19 protein-coding genes are annotated in these 21,049 nt (G+C 63.2%); 7 read left to right on the top strand and 12 right to left on the bottom strand.

The features are described from left to right. Positions 1-115: 115 nt before the first annotated feature. From FYB76_RS17675 to FYB76_RS17660, 4 genes are read right to left on the bottom strand one after another with little or no spacing between them, the layout of a single operon-like run. Complete coding sequence (locus tag FYB76_RS17675; RefSeq protein ID WP_154134471.1) at positions 116-1,450, bottom strand: ATP-binding protein; 1,335 nt, start codon at positions 1,448-1,450, stop codon at positions 116-118. Then, a complete protein-coding gene (locus FYB76_RS17670) occupies positions 1,447-2,103 on the bottom strand; it encodes a response regulator (protein WP_088755163.1) in 657 nt (218 codons plus the stop codon). Before FYB76_RS17670 ends, FYB76_RS17675 begins: the two co-directional genes overlap by 4 nt. Positions 2,104-2,124: 21 nt before the next feature. Then, complete coding sequence (locus FYB76_RS17665) at positions 2,125-2,319, bottom strand: DUF2905 domain-containing protein (RefSeq protein WP_034332265.1); 195 nt, start codon at positions 2,317-2,319, stop codon at positions 2,125-2,127. Between the two features lie 10 nt (positions 2,320-2,329). Beyond that, the gene (locus FYB76_RS17660) at positions 2,330-3,490 is read right to left on the bottom strand and encodes a class I SAM-dependent methyltransferase (RefSeq protein ID WP_154134470.1); all 1,161 of its coding nucleotides are present in this window, start codon (positions 3,488-3,490) and stop codon (positions 2,330-2,332) included. 35 nt (positions 3,491-3,525) lie between these two features. On the opposite strand from FYB76_RS17660, the gene FYB76_RS17655 reads away from it, so the two are divergent. The 3 genes from FYB76_RS17655 to FYB76_RS17645 all read left to right on the top strand — a co-directional run bounded on the left by FYB76_RS17655 (position 3,526) and on the right by FYB76_RS17645 (position 5,115). Beyond that, positions 3,526-4,293: an SDR family oxidoreductase gene (locus FYB76_RS17655; protein WP_088755165.1), complete on the top strand. Its 768-nt coding sequence runs from the start codon at positions 3,526-3,528 to the stop codon at positions 4,291-4,293. Positions 4,294-4,311: 18 nt separating this feature from the next. Then, positions 4,312-4,701 (top strand): dihydroneopterin aldolase, encoded by a 390-nt coding sequence (locus FYB76_RS17650; protein ID WP_008333021.1) that lies wholly within the window; start codon positions 4,312-4,314, stop codon positions 4,699-4,701. Between the two features lie 159 nt (positions 4,702-4,860). Further along, a complete protein-coding gene (locus FYB76_RS17645) occupies positions 4,861-5,115 on the top strand; it encodes a type II toxin-antitoxin system HigA family antitoxin (protein ID WP_229297011.1) in 255 nt (84 codons plus the stop codon). Between the two features lie 82 nt (positions 5,116-5,197). Here the strand turns inward: FYB76_RS17645 and FYB76_RS17640 are convergent, their stop codons facing one another. Then, positions 5,198-5,830 (bottom strand): YitT family protein, encoded by a 633-nt coding sequence (locus FYB76_RS17640; protein ID WP_008333023.1) that lies wholly within the window; start codon positions 5,828-5,830, stop codon positions 5,198-5,200. Next, positions 5,823-7,013: an amino acid aminotransferase gene (locus FYB76_RS17635; RefSeq protein WP_154134468.1), complete on the bottom strand. Its 1,191-nt coding sequence runs from the start codon at positions 7,011-7,013 to the stop codon at positions 5,823-5,825. The genes FYB76_RS17640 and FYB76_RS17635 overlap by 8 nt, the downstream gene beginning before the upstream one ends. Before the next feature lie 433 nt (positions 7,014-7,446). Between FYB76_RS17635 and ttcA the strand changes: the two genes are divergently transcribed. Together ttcA and rfbG are read left to right on the top strand one after the other, a co-directional pair. Further along, positions 7,447-8,409 carry a tRNA 2-thiocytidine(32) synthetase TtcA gene (gene ttcA, locus FYB76_RS17630; RefSeq protein WP_154134467.1) on the top strand — a complete coding sequence of 321 codons (963 nt, stop codon included), beginning with the start codon at positions 7,447-7,449 and terminating at the stop codon, positions 8,407-8,409. 439 nt (positions 8,410-8,848) lie between these two features. Continuing rightward, complete coding sequence (gene rfbG / locus FYB76_RS17625; protein ID WP_195724663.1) at positions 8,849-9,925, top strand: CDP-glucose 4,6-dehydratase; 1,077 nt, start codon at positions 8,849-8,851, stop codon at positions 9,923-9,925. Positions 9,926-9,974: 49 nt separating this feature from the next. Here rfbG and FYB76_RS17620 read toward each other — a convergent pair whose 3' ends face one another. Next, positions 9,975-11,024, bottom strand: a complete 1,050-nt coding sequence (locus tag FYB76_RS17620; protein WP_154134465.1) for a glycosyltransferase family 4 protein — start codon at positions 11,022-11,024, stop codon at positions 9,975-9,977. Positions 11,025-11,287: 263 nt separating this feature from the next. Between FYB76_RS17620 and glmU the strand changes: the two genes are divergently transcribed. Further along, positions 11,288-12,646: a bifunctional UDP-N-acetylglucosamine diphosphorylase/glucosamine-1-phosphate N-acetyltransferase GlmU gene (gene glmU / locus FYB76_RS17615; protein WP_154134464.1), complete on the top strand. Its 1,359-nt coding sequence runs from the start codon at positions 11,288-11,290 to the stop codon at positions 12,644-12,646. A gap of 144 nt (positions 12,647-12,790) precedes the next feature. Here glmU and FYB76_RS17610 read toward each other — a convergent pair whose 3' ends face one another. Then, a complete protein-coding gene (locus FYB76_RS17610; RefSeq protein WP_154134463.1) occupies positions 12,791-13,282 on the bottom strand; it encodes an Lrp/AsnC family transcriptional regulator in 492 nt (163 codons plus the stop codon). A 211-nt stretch (positions 13,283-13,493) separates the two neighbouring features. Between FYB76_RS17610 and glmS the strand changes: the two genes are divergently transcribed. After that, complete coding sequence (glmS, locus tag FYB76_RS17605; RefSeq protein WP_154134462.1) at positions 13,494-15,311, top strand: glutamine--fructose-6-phosphate transaminase (isomerizing); 1,818 nt, start codon at positions 13,494-13,496, stop codon at positions 15,309-15,311. A 66-nt stretch (positions 15,312-15,377) separates the two neighbouring features. On the opposite strand, the gene FYB76_RS17600 is transcribed toward glmS, so the two are convergent. From FYB76_RS17600 to mdlC, 4 genes are all read right to left on the bottom strand, one after another. Next, positions 15,378-16,304 carry a ketopantoate reductase family protein gene (locus FYB76_RS17600; protein ID WP_154134461.1) on the bottom strand — a complete coding sequence of 309 codons (927 nt, stop codon included), beginning with the start codon at positions 16,302-16,304 and terminating at the stop codon, positions 15,378-15,380. Further along, positions 16,301-17,680: an MFS transporter gene (locus tag FYB76_RS17595; protein ID WP_154134460.1), complete on the bottom strand. Its 1,380-nt coding sequence runs from the start codon at positions 17,678-17,680 to the stop codon at positions 16,301-16,303. The genes FYB76_RS17600 and FYB76_RS17595 overlap by 4 nt, the downstream gene beginning before the upstream one ends. 212 nt (positions 17,681-17,892) lie before the next feature. Next, positions 17,893-19,344, bottom strand: coding sequence for an aldehyde dehydrogenase (locus FYB76_RS17590; protein ID WP_034351416.1), 1,452 nt, complete (start codon positions 19,342-19,344; stop codon positions 17,893-17,895). A gap of 86 nt (positions 19,345-19,430) precedes the next feature. Next, the gene (mdlC, locus tag FYB76_RS17585; protein ID WP_154134459.1) at positions 19,431-21,029 is read right to left on the bottom strand and encodes a benzoylformate decarboxylase; all 1,599 of its coding nucleotides are present in this window, start codon (positions 21,027-21,029) and stop codon (positions 19,431-19,433) included. Positions 21,030-21,049 lie beyond the last annotated feature (20 nt).

Genomic DNA, 21,049 nt, shown 5'->3' with positions numbered 1-21,049 from the left:
TTGGCCTCAACCGTTGGAGTGAAGATTAAGCAGTGAAAATTAAGACAAACTTAAGGCTGGAAAATTGAGCATTAACCCGCGCTTAATGCTCCGAAAGCGCCGTCCGGCGGCCGTTTCAGGCCGGCAACAGGGTGAAGACCACGCGCGCCTGCAAGCCGCGCCCGGTATTGCGCAACTCCACCGGCACCCGGTGCAGGTCGGCGATCTGGCGCACGATGGCCAGCCCCAGGCCGCTGCCGAAGGCACCGCGCGAACTGCCCTGTTCCTGCGGCCGCTGGGCCCGGTAGAAGCGATCAAAGACGCGCGGCAACTCGCTCTCGGCGATGCCGGGGCCACTGTCCTGGATCACCACCGCGCACCTGCCCGCAGCGGGGAATTCGAAACCGACATCGACCACGCCGCCCGCCGGGGTATAGCGCAGGGCGTTATCCACCAGGTTGTTGAAGAGGATGCGCAAGGCGTCGGCATTACCCTGCACGCGCAGGGGCCGGCCGTCATCGCCCTGGTCCGCCAACCCGAGATCGATGCCGCCATGCTCCGCCACCGAGGACAGGTCACCCACGACACTGCCCAGCAGCGCACGCAAGTCGACCTCCGCGAAGCCCATGGCATCGGGCTCCTGGCGCGCCAGCGTGAGCAGCTGGTGCACCAGATGGGTAGCACGCTCCAGCCCGCTCTTGAGATCGGCGAAGGCGGCGCGCCGCTCCTGCTCATCGGTAGCGCGCTCGGCCAGCTGTGCCTGCAGCCGCAAGGCCGTCAGCGGCGTACGCAATTCATGCGCTGCATCGGCGACGAAGGCGCGCTGCGTTTCCGTGGCCTGTTTGAGCCGTGCCAGCAGGTCGTTCAGGGCATGCGTGAGCGGCTGGATTTCCTGCGGCATGCCCACATCGGCCAGGGGCTGCAGCGAATTCATGTCACGCGCGGCCACTTCGGCGGCGGCCTTGCGCACCGGTGCCAGCCCACGGCTGACCGCCACCCACGACAGCACACCGATCAGCGGGAAGAGCAGCAGCAAGGGCACCACCGTCTTGACCGCCATCTGCGCCGCGATCTCGTCGCGCGCGCTCTGCGGCTGCGCCACCTGCACCACGGTACTGCCGATCTGGGCGCTGTAGACGCGCCACATGCCATTGGGCCCGCGCACGTTGGCAAAGCCCAGTTCGGCCTGGCGCGGCATGGCCCCGCGGGCATGGGAGTGATAGATGACCGACCCACGGCTGTCCCAGATCTGCATCATGATCTCGTCCTCCAGCTCAGGGAACTGCTGCCCCGGCGAGATGGGCGAGAAGGCCTGGCGCGGCAGCGAGGCCGCGATCTGGCGCATCTGGTAATCGAAGATCTGGTTGGCCTCGCCGCGCGCCTGGAAATACAGCGCCACGCCGGCCAGCAGGATGATGGAGAACAGCCCCAGTCCCAGCCACAGCAGCAGCTTGTTGCGGATCGATTTCATGCCGGCACCAGGTAGCCCACGCCGCGCACGTTCTTGATGAAGTCGCTGCCGACCTTCTTGCGCAGCGCGTGGATGTGGACTTCGACGGCGTTGCTCTCGATGCTGTCATCCCAGCCATAGAGTTTTTCTTCCAGCTGGGCGCGCGAGAGCACCACGCCCGGGCGATCCATGAAGGCGTGCAGCAGCGCGAATTCGCGCGCCGACAGGTTGACCGGTTTGCCGCCCACGGTCACTTCATGCGTGGCCGGATTCAAGACCACTTCGCGCACCTGCACCAGGCTCTCGGCGCGTCCGGCCTGGCGGCGCGAGAGTGCGCGCATGCGGGCCGACAGCTCCTCCAGATCGAAGGGCTTGATGAGGTAATCGTCGGCGCCGGCGTCCAGCCCGGCCACGCGGTCGGCCACCGCATCGCGTGCAGTGGTGATGAGAACGGGAATGGCGCTGCCGCGTTCACGCAGCGTGCGCAGCACGGCCAGGCCATCCTTCTGCGGCAGACCCAGGTCCAGCAGCAGCATGGCGTAGTCCTCGGTGCGCAGGGCCACGTCGGCCGACTTGCCGTCCTGCACCCAGTCGATGGCGAAGCCGTCCTGGCGCAAACCCTTGCGCACGGCTTCTCCCACCATGGGATCGTCTTCCACCAGCAATACGCGCATGTTGACTACTCCTGATCGGACTCAGAGGATCTTCGCCAGCAGGAACACCACCACTGAAATCAGGATGGTGGAGGCGAAGGGCAGCGAAAAGATGCGGCCGAACAAGCGGAAGCGCAAGTCTCCCGGCAAGCGGCCGATGCCCAGCTTTTCCAGCCAGGGCAGCAAGGTCGAGAACACGATGACCGAGAGGAAGATGACGACGATCCAGCGAATCATGCGGGGCTCCTCACAGGCGATGGGTACGGTCGTGGCGCAGCATGCGGGCTGGCCATTCGACATTCTTGCCAATGGCCAGCACCTTGAAGAGCTCGCCCATCTCGGCCGGGGAAATCAGTTTCTGCATGCCGTTGGCCAGCGGCAGGTAGCGCAGGCTGTCCTCGGGGGAGGTACGCAGCAGCAGCTCGCCGATACCGGCATTGAGCAGGAAGGCGCCCTGGCTGGTATAGGCCAGCACCTCCGCGCCCTCTTCCACCGCCGCCACCGCCATCGCCGTGAAATCCACGTGCGCGGTGATGTCCTGCAAACCCGGCCAGTAGAAGGGGTCGGTGTGGGCGTGATGGCGGTAATGGCACATCAGCGTGCCCTGGTCGCGGTCGGGCAGGTAGTATTCCGCGGCGGGGAATCCGTAATCCGGAAGGATCGCCAGCGCCCCCGGGCCGCTGGCCAGCATGCGGCCGAGCGTGTGCATGAAGCCGATGGCCACCGGCGACAATTCGGTCAGGTAGCCGGTGGGCAAGTCATCGGCCTCGGGAATCTGCGCCAAAGGCAGGTCATTCACGGTACGGTCCGCAAACTGCAGGCGGCCGGTGGCATCGACCGTGACGCCACGTTCCTGCCAGCCCTCTTCGGCCTTGATCGCCAGGCGCACCGGCATGGCATCGAGCACTTCGTTGCCGACCACCACGCCCGAAAATGTTTGCGGCAGGGCATCGAGCCACTCCACCCGGGGCGCGAAAGCGGCCAGGGTTTCCTGCTGGCGGGCGCGCAACTGGGCCGAAATTTCCACGATGAAATATTTCTCGGGCAGTGCCCCGCGCGACTGCAATTCGGTGAGGATGTCGCACGCCAGCTTGCCGGTGCCGGCACCGAACTCCAGCAGCACATTGGCCACCTGCGGGCTGGCCGCGATCACTTCGGCGGCCAGGTGGGCCAGGGTCGCGCCGTACAGCGGCGAGATTTCCGGGGCGGTTGTAAAATCGCCCTCCTTGCCCAGTTTGGCAGAACCCCCGCTGTAATAGCCGACCTGCGGCGCATACAGGGCCAGTTCCATGTAACGTTCGAAGGAGATCCAGCCGCCGGATGCGGCGATCTCGCCGGCGATCAGGTGCTGGAGGGAATGCGAGGCGGACTGTGCGTCAGCGCCGGGTTCGGGTAGTTGCAGTTGCATGGGCCGTATTGTATCGACGAATGGAAACCGGGAACATGACATCACCCTCTTCTGCAGGTATTGCGCTGGTCACCGGCGCCGCACGCCGCATCGGCCGTCACATCGCGCTGGCCCTGGCCCGCGCCGGCTGGGACGTGGCCGTCCACTACAACCGTTCGCGCGAAGAAGCTGACACACTGGTGCGCGAAATTGAAGCCCTGGGCCGCCGCGCCCTGGCGGTGCAGGGCGAACTGGGCGACGAAGCCCAGGTACGTTCACTGCTGCCCCAGGCCGCGCCGCTGGGCCGCGTCACCTGCGTGGTCAACAACGCCTCGCTGTTCGATTACGATGACGCTGCCAGCTTCGGCAACGACCGCCTGCTGCGCCACATGAGCGCCAACGTCGGCGCTCCCGTGCTGCTGGCACAGGCCTTGTTCGAGGCTACGCCGGAGGGGCAGCAGGCCGTGGTGATCAACCTGCTGGACCAGAAACTGTACAATCCCAATCCTGACTTCCTGTCCTACACCCTTTCCAAGGCCGCCCTGCACAGCGCAACCACGCTGCTGGCACAGGCACTGGCGCCCAAGGTGCGGGTGGTCGGCGTGGCCCCCGGACTGACCATGGTCTCGGGCGACCAGACCGAGGCGCAGTTCGACAAGGCGCACACGGTCACTCCCCTGGGCCGTGGCAGCACGCCCGAGGACATTGCCGCTGCGGTCTGCTACGTCGCTTCGGCGCGGGCCGTGACGGGCACCACCCTGCTGGTCGATGGCGGCCAGCATTTGCTTCCCCTTTCGCGCGACGTCATGTTCGTGGCGAAATAACCTTAATTTTTTCTGATCATGCTCTTTCTCTCCCATCCTTCCCTGCAAGATTGCCGCCGCCTGTTCCTGCGCAACTACGAGGTGTTCATCAACATCGGCGTGCACGAGTTCGAAAAGAAGGGTGAGCAGCGCATCCTGATCAATGTCGACCTCTACGTCCCGCTGGCCGAGACCACCCCGACCGCCGACCACCTGGACGAAGTGGTGGACTACGATTTCATCCGCTCCACCATCGCCGAGCGCATGGCGCGCGGCCACATCCACCTGCAGGAAACCCTGTGCGACGACGTCATGACCGCCATGCTGGCCCACCCCAAGGTGCGCGCGGTGCGGGTGTCGACCGAGAAGCCGGATGTGTATCCGGATTGTGATTCGGTGGGGGTGGAGACTTTCCGGATCAAGGCTTGATCCACATCGGCCAGATTGCTTTGTCCTGCTGACCCCGCTTGATGCGGGGTTTTGTCTTTTCGACCTTCATTTGTTCCCAAAGCGACGATTGCCAGCTCGGGTGCTTGCGCGTAAAACGCAACGCAAGATCAATGTGGAAGAACTTGGAAGGAGCACGGCATGCAACTCAAACTGATACGCACCCGCAAGGATTACCGCGCCGCGCTGGCTGAAGCGGAACGCCTCTGGGACGCGCCCGCCGGGTCGGAGCAAGCCGACCAGCTCGATGTGCTCACCCTGCTGATCGCCGATTACGAACGTGCGCACTTTGCCATCGATGATCCCGATCCAATCGACTTCCTGCTGCACGTGATGGAAGCACGCGGTCTCTCGAGTAATGATCTGGAGCCTGATCCGGGATTGTTGCAAGTGTGAACTAAGCCAGAACTAAAAAAAAATGCCGCCCAGTCTGCACTGAACGGCATTCATTCCGGCAAGGCGATCCCGCCTTCCCTCCTTACATTCCCATATACCTGCCCGCCCGGTGATTCAAGGCGATCACCAGATTGGCCGTCACCGCCCCGAGGATGGACGCCAGCAGCACGCGCGGCGTCACCACGAACAGCGAACACAGCACGATCACCACATCCACGCCCATCTGCAGCTTGCCGGCGCGCAGGCCGTAGCGGTCCTGCAGGAACAGCGTCACCACGTTGATGCCACCCAGGCTGGCCCCATGGCGGAACAGCATCACGAAACCCACGCCCATCAGCAGTCCACCCAGCACCGCGCTGTAGAACAGGTCCAGCTTGGCATAACCGATGAAATGCGGATGCATCAGCGAGAAGCCCGACACCAGCGCCACCGCACAGAAGGTCTTGCCGGTGAAGCGCAAGCCCATGCGGCGAAACGCGAAATAGTAGAACGGGATGTTGATGGTGAAGAACACCACGCCAAAGGGCAGCCCCGTCAGGTAATGCGTCAGGAAGGCCAGGCCGGCAGTGCTGCCGGTCAACAGGCCTACCTGGCTGTACATGTTCACCGCCAGCGAGACGAAGAGCGTACCGGCCACCAGGGCCAGCACGTCTTCATAGCTCTTGTGGCGCAGGTCGGCCGCAGAAACGGCGGCCTTGCTTGCCACTTCAGCCACGCAGCACCTCGGCCATGGTCTCGGCCACGCGTGCAACGTTGCTGTCGTTCAAGCCCGCCACGCAGATGCGGCCGGTGCCCACGGCATAGACGCCGAACTCGTCACGCAGGCGATCGACCTGGGCCGAGGTCAGGCCGGTGTAGCCGAACATGCCGTTCTGGCGCAGCAGGAAGGAGAAGTCCTGGTCCGGCACCGCGCTCTTCAATTGCGAGGCCAGCTTGACGCGCATGTCACGCACGCGCACCCGCATCTCTTCGACTTCGGCACGCCATTGCGTGGCCAGCTTGTCGTCGTTCAGCACATGCGCCACCAGCAGCGCGCCATTGCGTGCGGGGCTGGAGTAGTTGCGGCGCACGGTCAGCTTCAGCTGGCCCAGCACGCTGGCGGCCTGGCCTGCCTGCGGGCAGAACACTGACAGGGCACCGATGCGCTCGCTGTAGAGCGAGAAGATCTTGGAGAAGGAGTTCGACAGGAAGAAGGGAATCTGGCGACGCACCGCTTCGCGCACCGGCCAGATGTCGTCGTCCAGGCTCTCGGCAAAGCCCTGGTAGGCCAGGTCGAAGAAGGGCAGCAGGCCGCGCTGCTCGACCACGGCGATGATCTGCTCCCACTGCGCGCGGGTCGGATCGACGCCGGTCGGGTTGTGGCAGCACGGGTGCAGCAGCACCACGGCGCCCTTGGGCAGGCTTTGCAGCTTGTCCAGCATGCCCTCGAAGTTGAGGCCCTTGGTCTGGGCATCGTAGTAGGGATAACGCTCGGTCTTGAAGCCGGCGCCTTCGAAGATGCCGACGTGGTTGTCCCAGGTCGGGTCCGGCAGCCAGATGGTGGGCTGCGGGAAGAAGCGCGCGATCAGGTCGGCACCGACCTTCAATGCGCCCGAGCCGCCCAGGGTCTGGACGATGGCCAGGTGCTCGGGGGATGGCAGGTCGGCACCGAAGAGCAGCTTGGCCACGGCCTGGCGATAAGCGGCATGGCCTTCCATGGGCAGGTAGACGTAGGGCGCGCCGGTCTCGGCCACCGCAGCCGAAGCGGTTCGCACGGAGGGCAGGACCGGCACCACGCCACGGCCATCGGTGTAGATGCCGATGCTCAGGTTGACCTTGTTGCTGCGCTCATCGCGCTGGAATTGTTCCATCAGGCTCAGGATGGGATCGCCGGCATACGGCGGGAGATGCGAAAACATGAGGACCTCGTCAATGTGGGAAAACGCCGATGCCGGCACAGTCCAGCTTGTCCGGCAAGACCGCCATGGTAGCGCGGCGAGCGGAAAAATTCCCGTTCCGCATCTGCACATGCCGTTTTTTTGCAGTTCAGGAGGCGAAATCGCCCGGGCAAGGTCCGGGACAGGAGATGCAAAACGGATTGTTGCGCCTGCCTGTCACATCGGCTGCGACCGGGGATCAGGCACAAAAATCCAGTGCCGGAGGCGGTAATGAGGCATCCATGCGACGCTTGCCCCGCAGCAAGCCACGCAGAAATGGCAGGATCCGGCGCTGCATGAGAAAATGCCGGTCCTCCGCCCGCACGCAGCCTTCCGCCCCTATCCCTTCCGGACATGGATGAGCGGCAACATTGCTCGTCCGGCAGCAACAGCCTACCGATTGAAGGAATATCCCATGAACGACATTGCCGCTGCAGTGCAACTGTCCGACCTTGCCGACCTCGATGCTTCCTCCGCCCAGGAGCAGGAAGAACGTGGCCAGCCCGAAGTGACCGCGCGCGGTTCGCGCCGCTTCGAGCTGCTGGAAAAGAACATCCGCCGCCTGACCGGCCGCGCCATCGCCGACTTCGACATGATCCGCGACGGCGACGTCATCATGGCATGCATGTCGGGCGGTGCCGACAGCTACACCATGCTGGACACGCTGCGCTACCTGCAGACGGTGGCACCGGTGAAGTTCGAGATCATTGCCGTGAACCTGGACCAGAAGCAGCCGGGCTTCCCCGAACACATCCTGCCGCAATACTTCGAGCGCATCGGCGTGCCTTATCGCATCGTCGAGGAAGACACCTACAGCATCGTCAAGGAAAAGATCGCCCCGGGCAAAACCACCTGCTCGCTGTGCTCGCGCCTGCGCCGCGGCATCCTGTATCGCGTGGCCAAGGAGCTGGGTGCGACCAAGATCGCGCTGGGCCACCACCGCGATGACATCCTGCACACCTTCATGCTCAACATGTTCTACGGCGGCAAGATCAAGACCATGCCGCCCAAGCTGATCGCCGACGATGGCGAGAACGTGGTAATCCGTCCGCTGGCCTACGTGCGCGAGCCGGACATCAAGAAATATGCGGCGGCCATGGAATTCCCCATCATCCCCTGCAACCTGTGCGGCTCGCAGCCCAACCTGCAGCGCCAGGCCATGCGCGAGATGCTCAACCAGTGGGAGAAGACCAATCCCCTGTGGATCAAGAGCATGTTCACCGCCATGGCCAACATCACGCCCTCGCACATGCTGGACCGCAGCCTGTTCGATTTCACCCGTTTCACCGCCGGGGCGGGCAAGGAGGCCCAGGGCGATACCCTCTTCGACCGCGACGACAAACTGGACCAGGGCCAGTCGGTGATCAACCTCGTCTGACAACACACGATACGGGACGGCTCATGCCGTTTCGCAAAAACTTAGTCCAACGAGACACTGCGTTCCACCTCATCAGCAGGAAACGCCCCTGTGGCGCGGCTTTCCCGCCCATGCCCGGTTCCTGCTAGATGATGCAAAAGTAAATTTTTGTTGTCATCCGGCTATAGTCGGGGAATGAGCATCAAAAACCCTCCTCTTCCACGCTTGAAGCAGAAAACACGCATGTTCTAATCTGTCCCATCGCAATGTATTGCCGCAAGGCTGCATTGCCAGGGAAGAAAAAACACAACCATGCAGTCGTGGTTTCGCAGGGAAACGTGGTCCTGGCCAGCACGATGGCCGGGCTGCGTGGTTTCGCCATCCGCGTGACTGATTGGCTTGCCGCCATCACGCCTCTGCACCCGAACGACTCTCTGCCATACGTGTATGAGGCTGCCTGATGGCTAACTTTTGGCGCGACAAGCGCGTTTTCATCACCGGTCATACCGGCTTCAAGGGGAGCTGGCTGACGCTCTGGCTGCACCTGATGGGGGCGCGCGTGAGCGGCTATGCCCTGCCGGCGCCGACCAATCCCAGCCTGTTCCACCTGGCGCGCCTGCACAACTGCGTGCAGACCACCACCGGCGATGTGCGCGATCCGCGCCACCTGGCCGAGACGCTGGCGGCCGTCCAGCCCGACGTGGTGTTTCACCTGGCGGCCCAGCCGCTGGTGCGCGACTCCTACGCCACCCCTGTCGATACCTATGCCACCAACGTGATGGGCACCGTGCACCTGCTCGAAGCCGTGCGCCATACGCCCAGCGTGCGTTCGGTGGTGGTGGTGACCAGCGACAAGTGCTACGAGAACCGCGAATGGCTGTGGGGCTACCGCGAGGATGACCCCATGGGCGGCCACGATCCCTACAGCAGCAGCAAGGGGGCCGCCGAACTGGTGACCTCGGCGTACCGCCGCTCCTTCTTTGCCAGCAAACCCGACAACACCGTGGGCATTGCCAGCGTGCGCGCCGGCAACGTCATCGGCGGCGGCGACTTCGCGCCCGATCGCCTGATCCCCGATTTCATCCGCGCCCTGGAAAAGGATGAGCCCGTCTTCATCCGCAATCCGCATGCGGTGCGCCCGTGGCAGTTCGTGCTGGAGCCGCTGTCGGGCTATATGGAAATCGCGCGCCTGCTCTATGAACAGGGCGGTGCCTATGCGGAAGGATGGAATTTCGGTCCGGCCGATACCGACCTGCAGACCGTGAGCCAGCTGTGCGCCACCTTCAATCATTCCCTGCAGAAGAATGACGCCGGGCAGGTCGAAGTGCGGCTGGAAACCCCGCCTGACGCCCCGCATGAAGCGGCCCTGCTGCGCCTGGATATTTCCAAGGTGCGCCAGCGCCTGGACTGGATCCCGAAGATGGAGCTCTACACTGCGCTGGAGCTGACCGCGCAGTGGTACGCCGGCTACCTCAACAACGAAGATCTGCGCACCTTGTGCGAGAACCAGATCGCCTTCTACCAAAACCTGAACTAAGTCCGTCCCGGGCTGTACGGCGCCGGATCAACTCCGGCGCCGACTTTGTTCAATATCCCATCTTTTTGATCTCGGCCATGGTCTGCGTGCGCAGGATCAGGCGTTCGAATTCTTCCGACCATTCGCGGGTGAGATTTTTCAGCAGCAGGCTCTTGCCGGAACGCGTGACGCGGCGGCGCACATCCGGGTTGTGCAGCGCCATCTGCAGGTTCGAGGCCAGCAGGTCGATATTGCCGACCGGATGCATGAGTGCATGGACGCCATGCTTGAAACCGATGTGGCGATAGGTGTCCAGGTCCGACAGGCAGACCGGCACATCCAGTTCGAAGGCTTCCCAGATGGTCAGCGGCTGGGATTCGCTGGAACTGGCCAGCACGTAGGCATCGGCCGACGCCAGGTAGCGCAGCGTCTCTTCATTGGGCTGCTCGCCCAGGAAGCGGTAGCGCTCGGGCAGCGCCTCGGAGAGCTTGCGGGCGCCTTCGCCCAGTTGCAGGTACTTGCCGATGAAGATGACCTCGGTATTGGCGCGCTCCTCGCCGCTCATGGCGTTGACGGCCATGATGGTGTCTTCCATGCGCTTGCGTGGCTCGATGGTGCCGATGCAGACGATGCGCTTCTTTTCCTTGGGCTTGGGCTGCAGGTCTTGCTGGCGATAGATGGCATCGTTCCAGAACGGCAGCACATGCACCATGGCCGGACTGTCGAACAGGAAGCTGCCGTAGACCAGGCGCTGGAATTCGGTCTGGAAGACGATGTGCGAGGCGCTCTTGAAACCCTGTGCCATGTTGGGATAGCGCAGCAGGAGGTCGCGCCCGATCTCGGCCTCGTGGATCCACCAGATCACCGGACAGCGCGGTGCCAGCTCACCCACCAGCTGGCCCGAGAGGATGCAGTTGGAGACGATCACGTCCGGATTGGCCGCCAGGTCCTTGACGATGGGCACGCCCAGGGCTTCGAACTGCTTGCGTACTTCACCCTGGCCGTCGATACGCGGCAGGACCGACACCTCGTGGTTCTGCACCAGGCGCTCGGCCAGGCGCAGCATCGCGGTGCTGGCGCCGGTGGTGTAGAACTCATCGTTCAACAGAAGAATCTTCATGCACTTTCCAGGAAGGGTCGGCGTGGGCCGGACCGGTTGTCATTGATCGTTCATTGCGGCCGTATGCAGGCGGTGCAGGCAGCGGCCCCGAACGCAGGCGAGACTGCGCAGGCTGACATGGTAAGCGGCGACCGGGCGCATAAAAACCGGAGTACAACGCCAAACGCCCCTCAGCTTGCTCTTTTGCTGCGCCGGGCTTGCTGGCGCGCAGAGGCTGCGTGCTAGACTTTCGGCTTTTCTTCGCTCCCTTCCTGTCGCCACTCATGAACATCGTCATCCTCGCCGCCGGCATGGGCAAACGCATGCAATCCTCGCTGCCCAAGGTCCTGCACCCGCTCGCCGGCAAGCCGCTGCTGGGCCATGTCATCGATACCGCGCGCCAGCTGGCGCCCACGCAACTGTGCGTGATCTACGGCCATGGCGGCGATGCCGTGCCCAAGGCCTTCGCCAACCAGGAGCTCTCCTTTGCCCTGCAGGAACCGCAACTGGGCACCGGCCACGCCGTCATGCAGGCCGTGCCGCATCTCGATGATGGCGCGCCCACGCTGGTGCTGTATGGCGATGTGCCGCTGACCACCGCCGCCTCGCTGCAACGCCTGCTGGACGCGGCTGGCCAGGACAAGCTCGGTGTGCTGACCGTGACGCTCGAAGACCCCACCGGTTACGGCCGCATCGTGCGCGAGGACGGCAAGATCAAGCGCATCGTCGAGCAGAAGGATGCCAGCGAGGCCGAGCGCGCCATCCACGAAGTCAACACCGGCATCATCGTCGCGCCCACGGCGCGGCTGCGCCAGTGGCTCTCGCAGCTCTCCAACAACAATGCCCAGGGCGAGTACTACCTCACCGACGTGATCGCGGCCGCCGTGGCCGATGGCGTGGACGTGGTCTCGGCCCAGCCCGATGACGTGGCCGAAACCCTGGGCGTGAACAGCAAGGTGCAGCTGGCCGAGCTGGAACGCGTGCATCAGCGCAACATCGCCCATCGCCTGCTGGAAACCGGCGTGACCCTGGCCGACCCGGCGCGCATCGACGTGCGCGGCAAGTTGGAATGCGGACGCGATGTGAGCATCGACGTCAATTGCGTCTTCGAAGGCCAGGTCAGCATTGGCGAAGGTAGCAGCATCGGCGCCCATTGCGTGATCCGCAATGCGCGCATCGGTGCGGGCGTGGCCATCAAGCCCTTCACCCACATCGAGGATGCGGTGGTCGGCGACTGCGCCCAGATCGGGCCTTATGCGCGCCTGCGCCCGGGTACCGAACTGGCGCGGGAGGTGCACATCGGCAACTTCGTCGAGGTCAAGAACAGCATCGTGGGCGTGGGCAGCAAGGCCAATCACCTGGCCTACGTGGGCGATGCGGATGTGGGCAGTGGCGTCAATGTCGGCGCCGGCGTGATCACCTGCAACTACGACGGCGCCAACAAATTCCGCACCACCATCGAGGATGGCGCCTTCATCGGCAGCGACACCCAGCTGGTCGCCCCGGTGCGCGTGGGCAAGGGTGCCACCATCGGTGCCGGCACCACCCTGACCAAGGATGCCCCGGCCGACCAGCTGACCTTGTCGCGCGCCAAGCAGCTGTCGCTGGCGGGATGGCAGCGGCCGGTCAAGATCAAGAAGTGAGCGCTGTGGAGGGCGGGCCCTGTGGATAAATCAACCCGGAGGGCGTGGTTCCAGGGCGATATGAAGGAAAAAGCCCCTTGAAACACGACTTCCTGACTTATCCACAAGCCAATACGGCCGAAACCTGAAGGTTTCGGCCGTTTTTCATGGGGTCTCGGCAGCCGCGCCCAGCGGGATGGCCGTCTCGAACTTGCTGCGGTGGATGGAGAAATAGCTGCGCACGTTGCGCACATTGCGCTGGGAGGCGAAGAGCCGGTGCGCCAGGGCGTGATAGGCCGGCATGTCGCGCACCAGCACCACCAGCACGAAGTCCGGCCCCGGCGAGACCCGATAGCACTGCTGCACCGCCGCCTCCCCCGCCACCAGGGCCTCGAAGGCCTGCTGTTCTTCTTCACCCTGGCGGTCCAGGGTGATCTCCACCACGGCAGTGAGGGTGGAAGCGAGCTGTGCCGGATCCAGCAAGGCCACCTGGCGCGCGATCACGCCCGCCTCCACCAGCCGCTTGACGCGGCGCAGACAGGTCGGCGGCGAGGCATGCACCTGCGCGGCCAGCTCCTGGTTGGTCTGGCTGGCATCGGCTTGCAGGGCCTGCAGGATGCGGCGGTCGAGGTCGTCCAGGTCGAGGGAAGGTTTCATGGGAGCGAAGGGAAACGCGTGGAATTGCCTGACATTGTGTGAGTGTGGCTGAGATTCATTGACATATAAATTCATAATCTATCATTGAATTAAATAATATTTCACCACATCCCAACAAGGCAATATTAGTTCATATCACCATCATTTTAGAAATCTTATTTCATATCGCCTCGCCTAATATGCATGCACAACTTTTCCAGCGAGGTACTTCATGTGCGGCATCGTCGGCGCGGTAGCGCAACAAAACGTCACTCCCATCCTGCTCGAAGGCCTGAAGCGCCTCGAATACCGTGGCTATGATTCCTGCGGCGTGGCGCTGCACGTGGACGGCAAGCTGCAGCGTTCGCGCAGCACCTCGCGCGTGGCCGAACTGCAGCAGCAGGTGGCGCAGACCGGCTTGTCCGGTTTCACCGGCATTGCACACACGCGCTGGGCCACCCATGGCGCCCCGGCCACCCACAATGCGCACCCGCACTTCTCGCGCGAGCGCATCGCGCTGGTCCACAACGGCATCATCGAGAACCACGACGAACTGCGCGCCGAGTTGCAGGCCGCCGGTTATGTCTTCGAGAGCCAGACCGATACCGAAGTGATCGCCCACCTGGTCGACCACATGTACGACGGTGATCTCTTCCACACCGTGCAGCAGGCCGTGCGCCGCCTGACCGGCGCCTACGCCATTGCCGTCTTCTGCGCCGACGAACCGCATCGCGTGGTCGCTGCGCGCCAGGGTTCGCCGCTGATCGTGGGCGTGGGCGAGGGACAGAACTTCGTGGCCTCTGATGCGATGGCGCTGGCCGGCACCACCGACCAGATCATTTATCTGGAAGAAGGTGACGTGGTCGACCTGCAATTGCAGAAAGTGTGGATCGTCGACGCGGCCGGCCGCCCGGCAGAGCGCGAAGTGCGCACTGTGCAGGCTTACACCAGCGCGGTGGAACTGGGTCCGTACCAGCATTACATGCAGAAGGAGATTTTCGAACAGCCGCGCGCCATTGCCGACACGCTCGAAGGTGTGGTCGGCATCATGCCCGAGCTGTTTGGCGACAAGGCCTACAAGGTCTTCAAGGAAGTGGATTCGATCCTGATCCTGGCCTGCGGCACCAGCTATTACGCCGGCCTGACCGCGAAGTACTGGCTGGAGTCGATTGCCAAGATCCCGGTCAACGTGGAGATCGCCAGCGAATATCGTTATCGCGACAGCGTGCCCAATCCGAAGTCGCTGGTGGTCACCATTTCGCAGAGCGGTGAAACGGCTGACACGCTTGCTGCGTTGAAGCATGCGCGTGGATTGGGCATGACGCACACGCTAACCATCTGCAACGTCGCCACCAGTGCGATGGTGCGCGAATGCGAACTGGCCTATATCACGCGCGCCGGTGTGGAAGTCGGTGTAGCTTCGACCAAGGCCTTCACGACGCAACTGGCGGCGCTGTTCCTGCTGACGCTGGCGCTGGCGCAGACGCGCGGCCTGCTCACCGAAGAACAGGAAGCCGAACACCTCAAGGCGATGCGCCACCTGCCGGCTGCGCTGCAGAGCGTACTGGCGCTGGAGCCCTCCATCGTTGCCTGGGCCGAGGCCTTTGCGCGTCGCGAGAATGCGCTCTTCCTGGGCCGTGGGCTGCATTACCCGATCGCACTGGAAGGTGCGCTCAAGCTCAAGGAGATCACCTACATCCACGCTGAGGCTTATGCCGCAGGTGAACTGAAGCACGGTCCGCTGGCGCTGGTGACGGACCAGATGCCGGTGGTCACGATTGCACCTAATGATGCGCTGGTGGAAAAACTGAAGTCCAACATGCAGGAAGTGCGTGCGCGTGGTGGTCAGCTGTATGTGTTTGCAGATGGTGATTCGCGCATCAATTCGGCGGAAGGATTGCATGTGATCCGCATGCCGGAACACTATGGCGTGCTGTCGCCGATCCTGCACGTGGTGCCGTTGCAGTTGCTGTCGTATCACACGGCACTGGCGCGGGGGACGGATGTGGATAAGCCGCGGAATTTGGCCAAGTCGGTGACGGTAGAGTAAAGATGAAAGGGGGGAAGATTGATCTCCCCCCCCCCCTTTTCTCTTCCTGCTCCCCACCTGATGTGCTTACTTCCGATTGAGCACTGCGTCCTGCTTCATCTTGACCAGCTCGTAAAGCGCCGTGACAGTAGGAACGGAAACCCCACAGCCGCGCGCCTGTTCCGCGACGGCGCCATTGATGAAATCGATTTCCGTCTGCCTGCCGGCCTCGATATCCTGCAGCATCGATGGCTTGTGGTTGACGTGCATCCTGAAGGCATCCAGGAGAGCCTCCTCCACCTTCGCCATGCGGGCGGGAATCTGGAGCGCCTGAGCTACCGACACCGTTTCCGCGGCAATGCGCATCGCCAATGCTCGCCCTTGCTCGGTCGATCCAGCCGTACCGACCGTACAGCCGATAACCGCGCACACCGAGTTGAGTGCCGCATTGAAAGCGACCTTTTCCCAGATGGCAGCTCGTACCTGGGGATCAGCACTGCCATTGAGTCCGGCTGCACTGAAGATTTCCGCCACTCGGCTGACTTCCGGCCGCTCCTTGCCCGACATAGTCCAGATCCTGACATAACCCTCCCCATGACTATGCACCACCCCCGCAGACTTGAGATCCGCAGGGAGATTGGTCATCCCGACAATGATGCGCTCGCTCGGAATGACCTCGGAAATGATTTCCGCATTACCCAATCCATTCTGCACGGATAAGGCCCAGGTATCCTGGCCCACAAGATGGGAGATGCTACGTACTGCGCTTTGGGTATGCAGGCTCTTGGTAAAGAACACGATGAGGTCAAACGGCTCGGCAAAGGAGTCAGCCCTGCCTACCGGGACTCTTACCGTATGGGTGCCACTGTCATCGGAAAAGGCCAGGCCGTTATCGCTGATCGCCGCTATCGTCGCGGGCGCGACTTCGATGAAACTGACCTTCTGTCCGTTCAACGCAAGACGCGCACCAAATAGTCCGCCCATGGCGCCAGCGCCAACAATGGCAATGTTCATGCTTGCTGCTCCTTCTCTTGATGTTTGACGGTCGCCGCTGCGCGGGGAATATGCTTGCTCACCATCAGCAGGGTCACGAAGACGAACAGCATCGCCCCTCCCAGCATGGCGAGATAGCCGGAAGCGCCACCTTGGGTGATCACGATGGCACCCGCAAATGCACTGAGGATGGCCCCCAGGCGACCGAATGCCAGCGCGCCCGCCGTACCGGTCGCGCGGACCTGGGTCGGATAGATATAAGCGCAAAGCGCGTACATGGTGCATTGGACGGCGTTGACGAACAGTCCGTGCAAGCCGATCCCCGCAACCAACAGGGTCGTCTGGCTGCTCACGTCCAGGCTGCGCAACGCAAATGCAGTCCCTGCGGCGGCCAGGCAGCAGAGCAGCATGGGAACACGTGAGCCGAAGCGGCCGATCACTACCGCGCACAGCAGTGCGCCAAAGACGCCGCCGATGTTGTAGGCCGTGAGGCCGTTGGCGGCCACCGATGGGCTGAGGCCTTCGCCTGCCAGCATCGTCGGGAGCCAACTGAATGCGCTATAGACGGCCAGCAGGTTCATGAAGAAAGCGAGCCAGATGGCAATGGTGTCGCGTGCCCTTCCCTCAGCAAACAGCGCACCGAATCCTGCCTTGGGTTGGGAATCCTGTTCACGCGCATCGGTGAAGCGCATCCCCGCGGAGATCGTGCGGGACATGCGCGCAAGCAGTGACCGCAACTCATCCCAACGGTCGGGTTGGCGTGCCAGGTATCGTGGCGACTCCGGAATGCAGAACCATAACAGTACCGAAAATGCCACCGGCAGCATGCCGCCCAGCAAGAAGAGGCCACGCCAGCCATAGTGGGGCAGCACCAGGTTGGCGAAGAGACCGGCCAACATTCCTCCCAAGGGAACGCAGACGATGGTCGCGGTGACGGCAAAGGTACGTATCCGGGCCGGACTGAATTCTGCCGTAATCGTGGTGGAGACAGGCAGGGCACCGCCGATTCCGAGGCCGGCGAAAAAGCGCAGGATTGCAATCGTGGTGATATCCGGAGAAAGCGAGATCAGGCTGGTAGCGATCCCGAACACGAAGACACTGCCAATGATGGCCAGGCGGCGACCGAAGCGATCCGCGAACAAGCCGGCAAAGGCGCTGCCCAAGCCCATGCCGACCAAGCCTGCGGCCACAGCCGGAGCAAACGCATTGCGCGTGACGCCCCACTCCTTGATCAGGCTGGGAATGGCGAAGCCAATCAGCTGCCCGTCGAATCCGTCCATGACGATCGACAGCGCGGCCAGGATGACCACCATCTTCTGGAAGCCGGTAAACGTCCCTTCATCCAGCACGCGCCCGATGTCGACGACCTTTGCTTGATCGATCCCGTAGGTGCTCATGTGCGCTCCCGGAGCGTGTCTTCGATGGTGACCGCGGCGAACGCATTGATGCGGATTGGATCGTGCTTGTGATGCTGGTGCCAGGATGTCATTTTCATGGCTGTCTCCTTGGTTGTATCGCACGGGTCCGGTCATTGCCGGCCCGCATTGGCGATTTTTTATAGTGATTGGCAACGCGGGACGGCGTACCGCCCCGCGTGCAGCGAACTCTCTCAGAACGGGTACTGGCGCTGCGAGGTTTGAACCGTGATCCAACGCAGATCAGTGAATTCGGCCACCCCGGCGCTACCGCCAAAATGACCGAAGCCACTGGACTTCACGCCGCCGAAGGGCATATGCGCCTCGTCATGCACGGTCGCTCCGTTGATGTGGCAGATCCCGGACTCGATACGGCGTACCAGGTTCAATGCGCGGGCGATATCACGGCTGAACAGTGCGGCCGAGAGGCCATATTCATTGTCGTTGGCACATGCAATGGCGGCATCGTCATCCTTGACCCGCACGATGGGCTTGACCGGACCGAAGGACTCCTCGTGATAGATGTCCATCTGCGCTGTGACATGGTCCAGCAGCGTGGCCGGCATGAGCGTGCTCTCGGCCTTGCCGCCGCACACCAGGCGTGCCCCCTTGGCAAGGGCATCATCGATCAGCGCGTTGCAGCGCTGCACGGTTGCCAGGTCGACGACCGAACCCAGCACGACCGGCCCTTGGCGGGGATCACCCAGCGGAAGGCTGCGCGCCTTGGCTACCAGGCGGGCGACAAAGTCATCGGCCACACGTTCGTCGACGATGATGCGCTCGGTGGACATGCAGATCTGTCCGGAATTGGCGAAGGCACCGAAGGCCGCTGCCTGCACCGCAGCCTCGATGTCCGCATCGTGCAGCACGATGAAAGGTGCCTTGCCCCCCAGCTCCAGCACGGATGGCTTGAGGTACTTGGCGCATTGGCCGGCGATGATGCGGCCCACGCGCGTGGAGCCCGTAAAATTGACACGTCGCACTGCCGGATCGGCGATGATGGCTTCAACAATTTTGCCGGCATCTTCCGGCGCGTTGGTGATGAAGTTCACCACGCCAGGCGGCAAGCCGGCATCCTGGAATGCGTCAATGATGAGGCCATGCGTGGCCGGGCAGATTTCAGATCCCTTGAAGATCACGGTATTGCCGCAGGCCAGCGGAAGTGCGACGGCACGCACGCCCAGGATGACGGGGGCATTCCAGGGGGCGATACCCAATACGACGCCGGCCGCCTGGCGCACCCCCATGGCGAGGTTGCCTGGAACATCGGAGGGAATGAGCTGCCCCGCGATCTGGGTCGTCATCGCTGCGGCTTCGCGCAGGCCGTCGGCGGCCAGATGCACGTTGAAAGCCGCCCAGTGATGAGACGCACCGGTCTCGGAGGCCATGGCCTCCGCAAACGCATCTGCGCGGGCTTGCAGCGCGTCAGCTGCACGGGCGAGCAGGCCTCGGCGTTCTCCGGGGCCCATCGCAGCCCAGGCAGGGAAAGCCTCAGCAGCAGCGCGAACGGCCGATTGTGCATCCGCGACGGTCGCCGCCGGTGCTCGCGAGGCAACGCTCTCATCGAGCGGGTTGCGACGCTCAAAGCAAGCACCGCCAGTGGCTGGACGGCGCTGGCCGTTGATCAGCATGTCAACTTCTTTCATAGTCTCCTCCTGTTGTTTCTAGCTTCTTTCTCGCTGCCAGGGTATTAGTATCGATTTGCAACCAAGCAGAATCCTAACGAAAACAATCAGCGCACCACGACTTCCACCAGACGGGGTTCATTCGACGATATCGCCGTCTGCAGTGCAGCGGCCAGCTCGCCGGGCTCACTCACACGCACCCCTTGGCATCCCATCGACTGCGCCAGTGCAACGAAGTCGAGGCCGGGAAGATCAGTCCCTTGGACCACGTCATCGGCCCCGAAGCCGAAAACCGGCGCGAAGTCCTGCAGGGCGGCGTAGCGCCTGTTGTTGATGATCACGAAGGTGAGGGGAAGACGCAACTGCACTGCGCTGTAGATGGCTTGCGGCGAGTACATGGCAGAACCATCCCCGATCAGCCCGATGACGCGTTGCTGCGGCCTGGCGAGGGCAACCCCCACCGCCGCCGGCATGCCATAGCCAAGACCGCCGCTGGCCATGGTGTAGAAGGTTCCCGGGCGTGTAAAGGGCAGATAGGCCTGCATGGTCGGACGAGATCCCGGCGCTTCCTCGACCACGATATCCTCTGCTGCGCGCACCTCAGCGAGGGTCTGCATGGCAAAGGCCGCTGACATCGGTGTCTCCGGCTCGGCGCGGGGACGCGCAGCACGCGCAGGTGGCAGCGGACGAGCGGCGGGCGGATGCTTCAGCAGCTGCGCCAACAGGTCTTGCAATCCCAGCTGGATATTGCCGACGATGGCGGTCCCGGACGGCGTCCAGGAGGCCGTCACCGGATCATCAATCAATTGGTACAGCTGCGCACCGGGCGGCAGATGCGGCCCACTGCCTTCGACGTGATAGGTGAAGGCGGGAGCGCCGGCTACGAAAATCAGGTCATGGCCATTGAGCAATTGCACGATCTTCTCGCGCATGGCCGGCAGGAAGCCAGCGAACAGGTGGTGGTCTTCAGGGAAGCTGCAACGCGAGGACATGGGCGCAACAAACACGCGTGCGTTGGAGGTCTCGGCCAGACGAAGCACCTCGTCCCAAGCCCCGGCACGGTCCAGTTCCGAACCGACGACGATGGCCGGACGCTCACTGCGGTGCAGGGCGGTGGCGAGGGCAGCGATGGCCTCCGGCTCCGGGCGGCTGCGCGTGGTGACTTCGGTGGCCTCGAGCAACTCCCCGGGCTGATCCCAGTCATCCACGGGAATGGAAACGAATACCGGACCACGCGGTTCCTGCATGGCAATGTGGTAGGCCCGGGCAAGTGCGCGCGGAACGTCGGCGGCGCGCGCGGGCTCGATGCTCCACTTGACGTAGGGCTTGGGAAGTTCGGTGGCGTGCGAGGCGGCCAGGAACGGATCGAATGGCAGGATGGAGCGCGCCTGCTGGCCGGCAGTGATGATGAGCGGAGTGCGATTGCGGAAGGCGGTGAAGATGTTGCCCATGGCATTGCCGACACCCGCCGCCGAATGCAAATTGACCAGGGCGGCCTTGCCGCTGGCTTGGGCATACCCGTCCGCCATGCCGACCACCACTGCTTCCTGCAAGCCCAGCACGTATCGGAAATCGGCCGGGAAGTCCCGGAACATGGGCAGTTCAGTTGAGCCCGGATTGGCAAAGACGGAGGTCATGTCCAGGCGACGCATCAGATCAAGGACGGCGTCGCGAACTGTGATTCCAGGTGATTGGGGCGCCTGCATGTGAAGTCCTATGGAAGAGC

The sequence above is a fragment of the Herbaspirillum sp. CAH-3 genome (genome assembly GCF_009668275.1).
In the GTDB taxonomy this organism is placed as follows: domain Bacteria; phylum Pseudomonadota; class Gammaproteobacteria; order Burkholderiales; family Burkholderiaceae_D; genus Herbaspirillum; species Herbaspirillum aquaticum.
Note: the sequence above shows the minus strand (reverse complement) of the source record. Positions and strands in the feature narration are given on the sequence as shown.

What these genes read in the sequence shown, in the direction of transcription:
- FYB76_RS17675 (WP_154134471.1), bottom strand. Translation starts at nt 1,450, where the DNA reads ATGAAATCGATCCGCAACAAGCTGCTGCTGTGGCTGGGACTGGGGCTG.
- FYB76_RS17670 (WP_088755163.1), bottom strand. Translation starts at nt 2,103, where the DNA reads ATGCGCGTATTGCTGGTGGAAGACGATCCCATGGTGGGAGAAGCCGTG.
- FYB76_RS17665 (WP_034332265.1), bottom strand. Translation starts at nt 2,319, where the DNA reads ATGATTCGCTGGATCGTCGTCATCTTCCTCTCGGTCATCGTGTTCTCG.
- FYB76_RS17660 (WP_154134470.1), bottom strand. Translation starts at nt 3,490, where the DNA reads ATGCAACTGCAACTACCCGAACCCGGCGCTGACGCACAGTCCGCCTCG.
- FYB76_RS17655 (WP_088755165.1), top strand. Translation starts at nt 3,526, where the DNA reads ATGACATCACCCTCTTCTGCAGGTATTGCGCTGGTCACCGGCGCCGCA.
- FYB76_RS17650 (WP_008333021.1), top strand. Translation starts at nt 4,312, where the DNA reads ATGCTCTTTCTCTCCCATCCTTCCCTGCAAGATTGCCGCCGCCTGTTC.
- FYB76_RS17645 (WP_229297011.1), top strand. Translation starts at nt 4,861, where the DNA reads ATGCAACTCAAACTGATACGCACCCGCAAGGATTACCGCGCCGCGCTG.
- FYB76_RS17635 (WP_154134468.1), bottom strand. Translation starts at nt 7,013, where the DNA reads ATGTTTTCGCATCTCCCGCCGTATGCCGGCGATCCCATCCTGAGCCTG.
- ttcA (WP_154134467.1), top strand. Translation starts at nt 7,447, where the DNA reads ATGAACGACATTGCCGCTGCAGTGCAACTGTCCGACCTTGCCGACCTC.
- rfbG (WP_195724663.1), top strand. Translation starts at nt 8,849, where the DNA reads ATGGCTAACTTTTGGCGCGACAAGCGCGTTTTCATCACCGGTCATACC.
- FYB76_RS17620 (WP_154134465.1), bottom strand. Translation starts at nt 11,024, where the DNA reads ATGAAGATTCTTCTGTTGAACGATGAGTTCTACACCACCGGCGCCAGC.
- glmU (WP_154134464.1), top strand. Translation starts at nt 11,288, where the DNA reads ATGAACATCGTCATCCTCGCCGCCGGCATGGGCAAACGCATGCAATCC.
- FYB76_RS17610 (WP_154134463.1), bottom strand. Translation starts at nt 13,282, where the DNA reads ATGAAACCTTCCCTCGACCTGGACGACCTCGACCGCCGCATCCTGCAG.
- glmS (WP_154134462.1), top strand. Translation starts at nt 13,494, where the DNA reads ATGTGCGGCATCGTCGGCGCGGTAGCGCAACAAAACGTCACTCCCATC.
- FYB76_RS17600 (WP_154134461.1), bottom strand. Translation starts at nt 16,304, where the DNA reads ATGAACATTGCCATTGTTGGCGCTGGCGCCATGGGCGGACTATTTGGT.
- FYB76_RS17595 (WP_154134460.1), bottom strand. Translation starts at nt 17,680, where the DNA reads ATGAGCACCTACGGGATCGATCAAGCAAAGGTCGTCGACATCGGGCGC.
- FYB76_RS17590 (WP_034351416.1), bottom strand. Translation starts at nt 19,344, where the DNA reads ATGAAAGAAGTTGACATGCTGATCAACGGCCAGCGCCGTCCAGCCACT.
- mdlC (WP_154134459.1), bottom strand. Translation starts at nt 21,029, where the DNA reads ATGCAGGCGCCCCAATCACCTGGAATCACAGTTCGCGACGCCGTCCTT.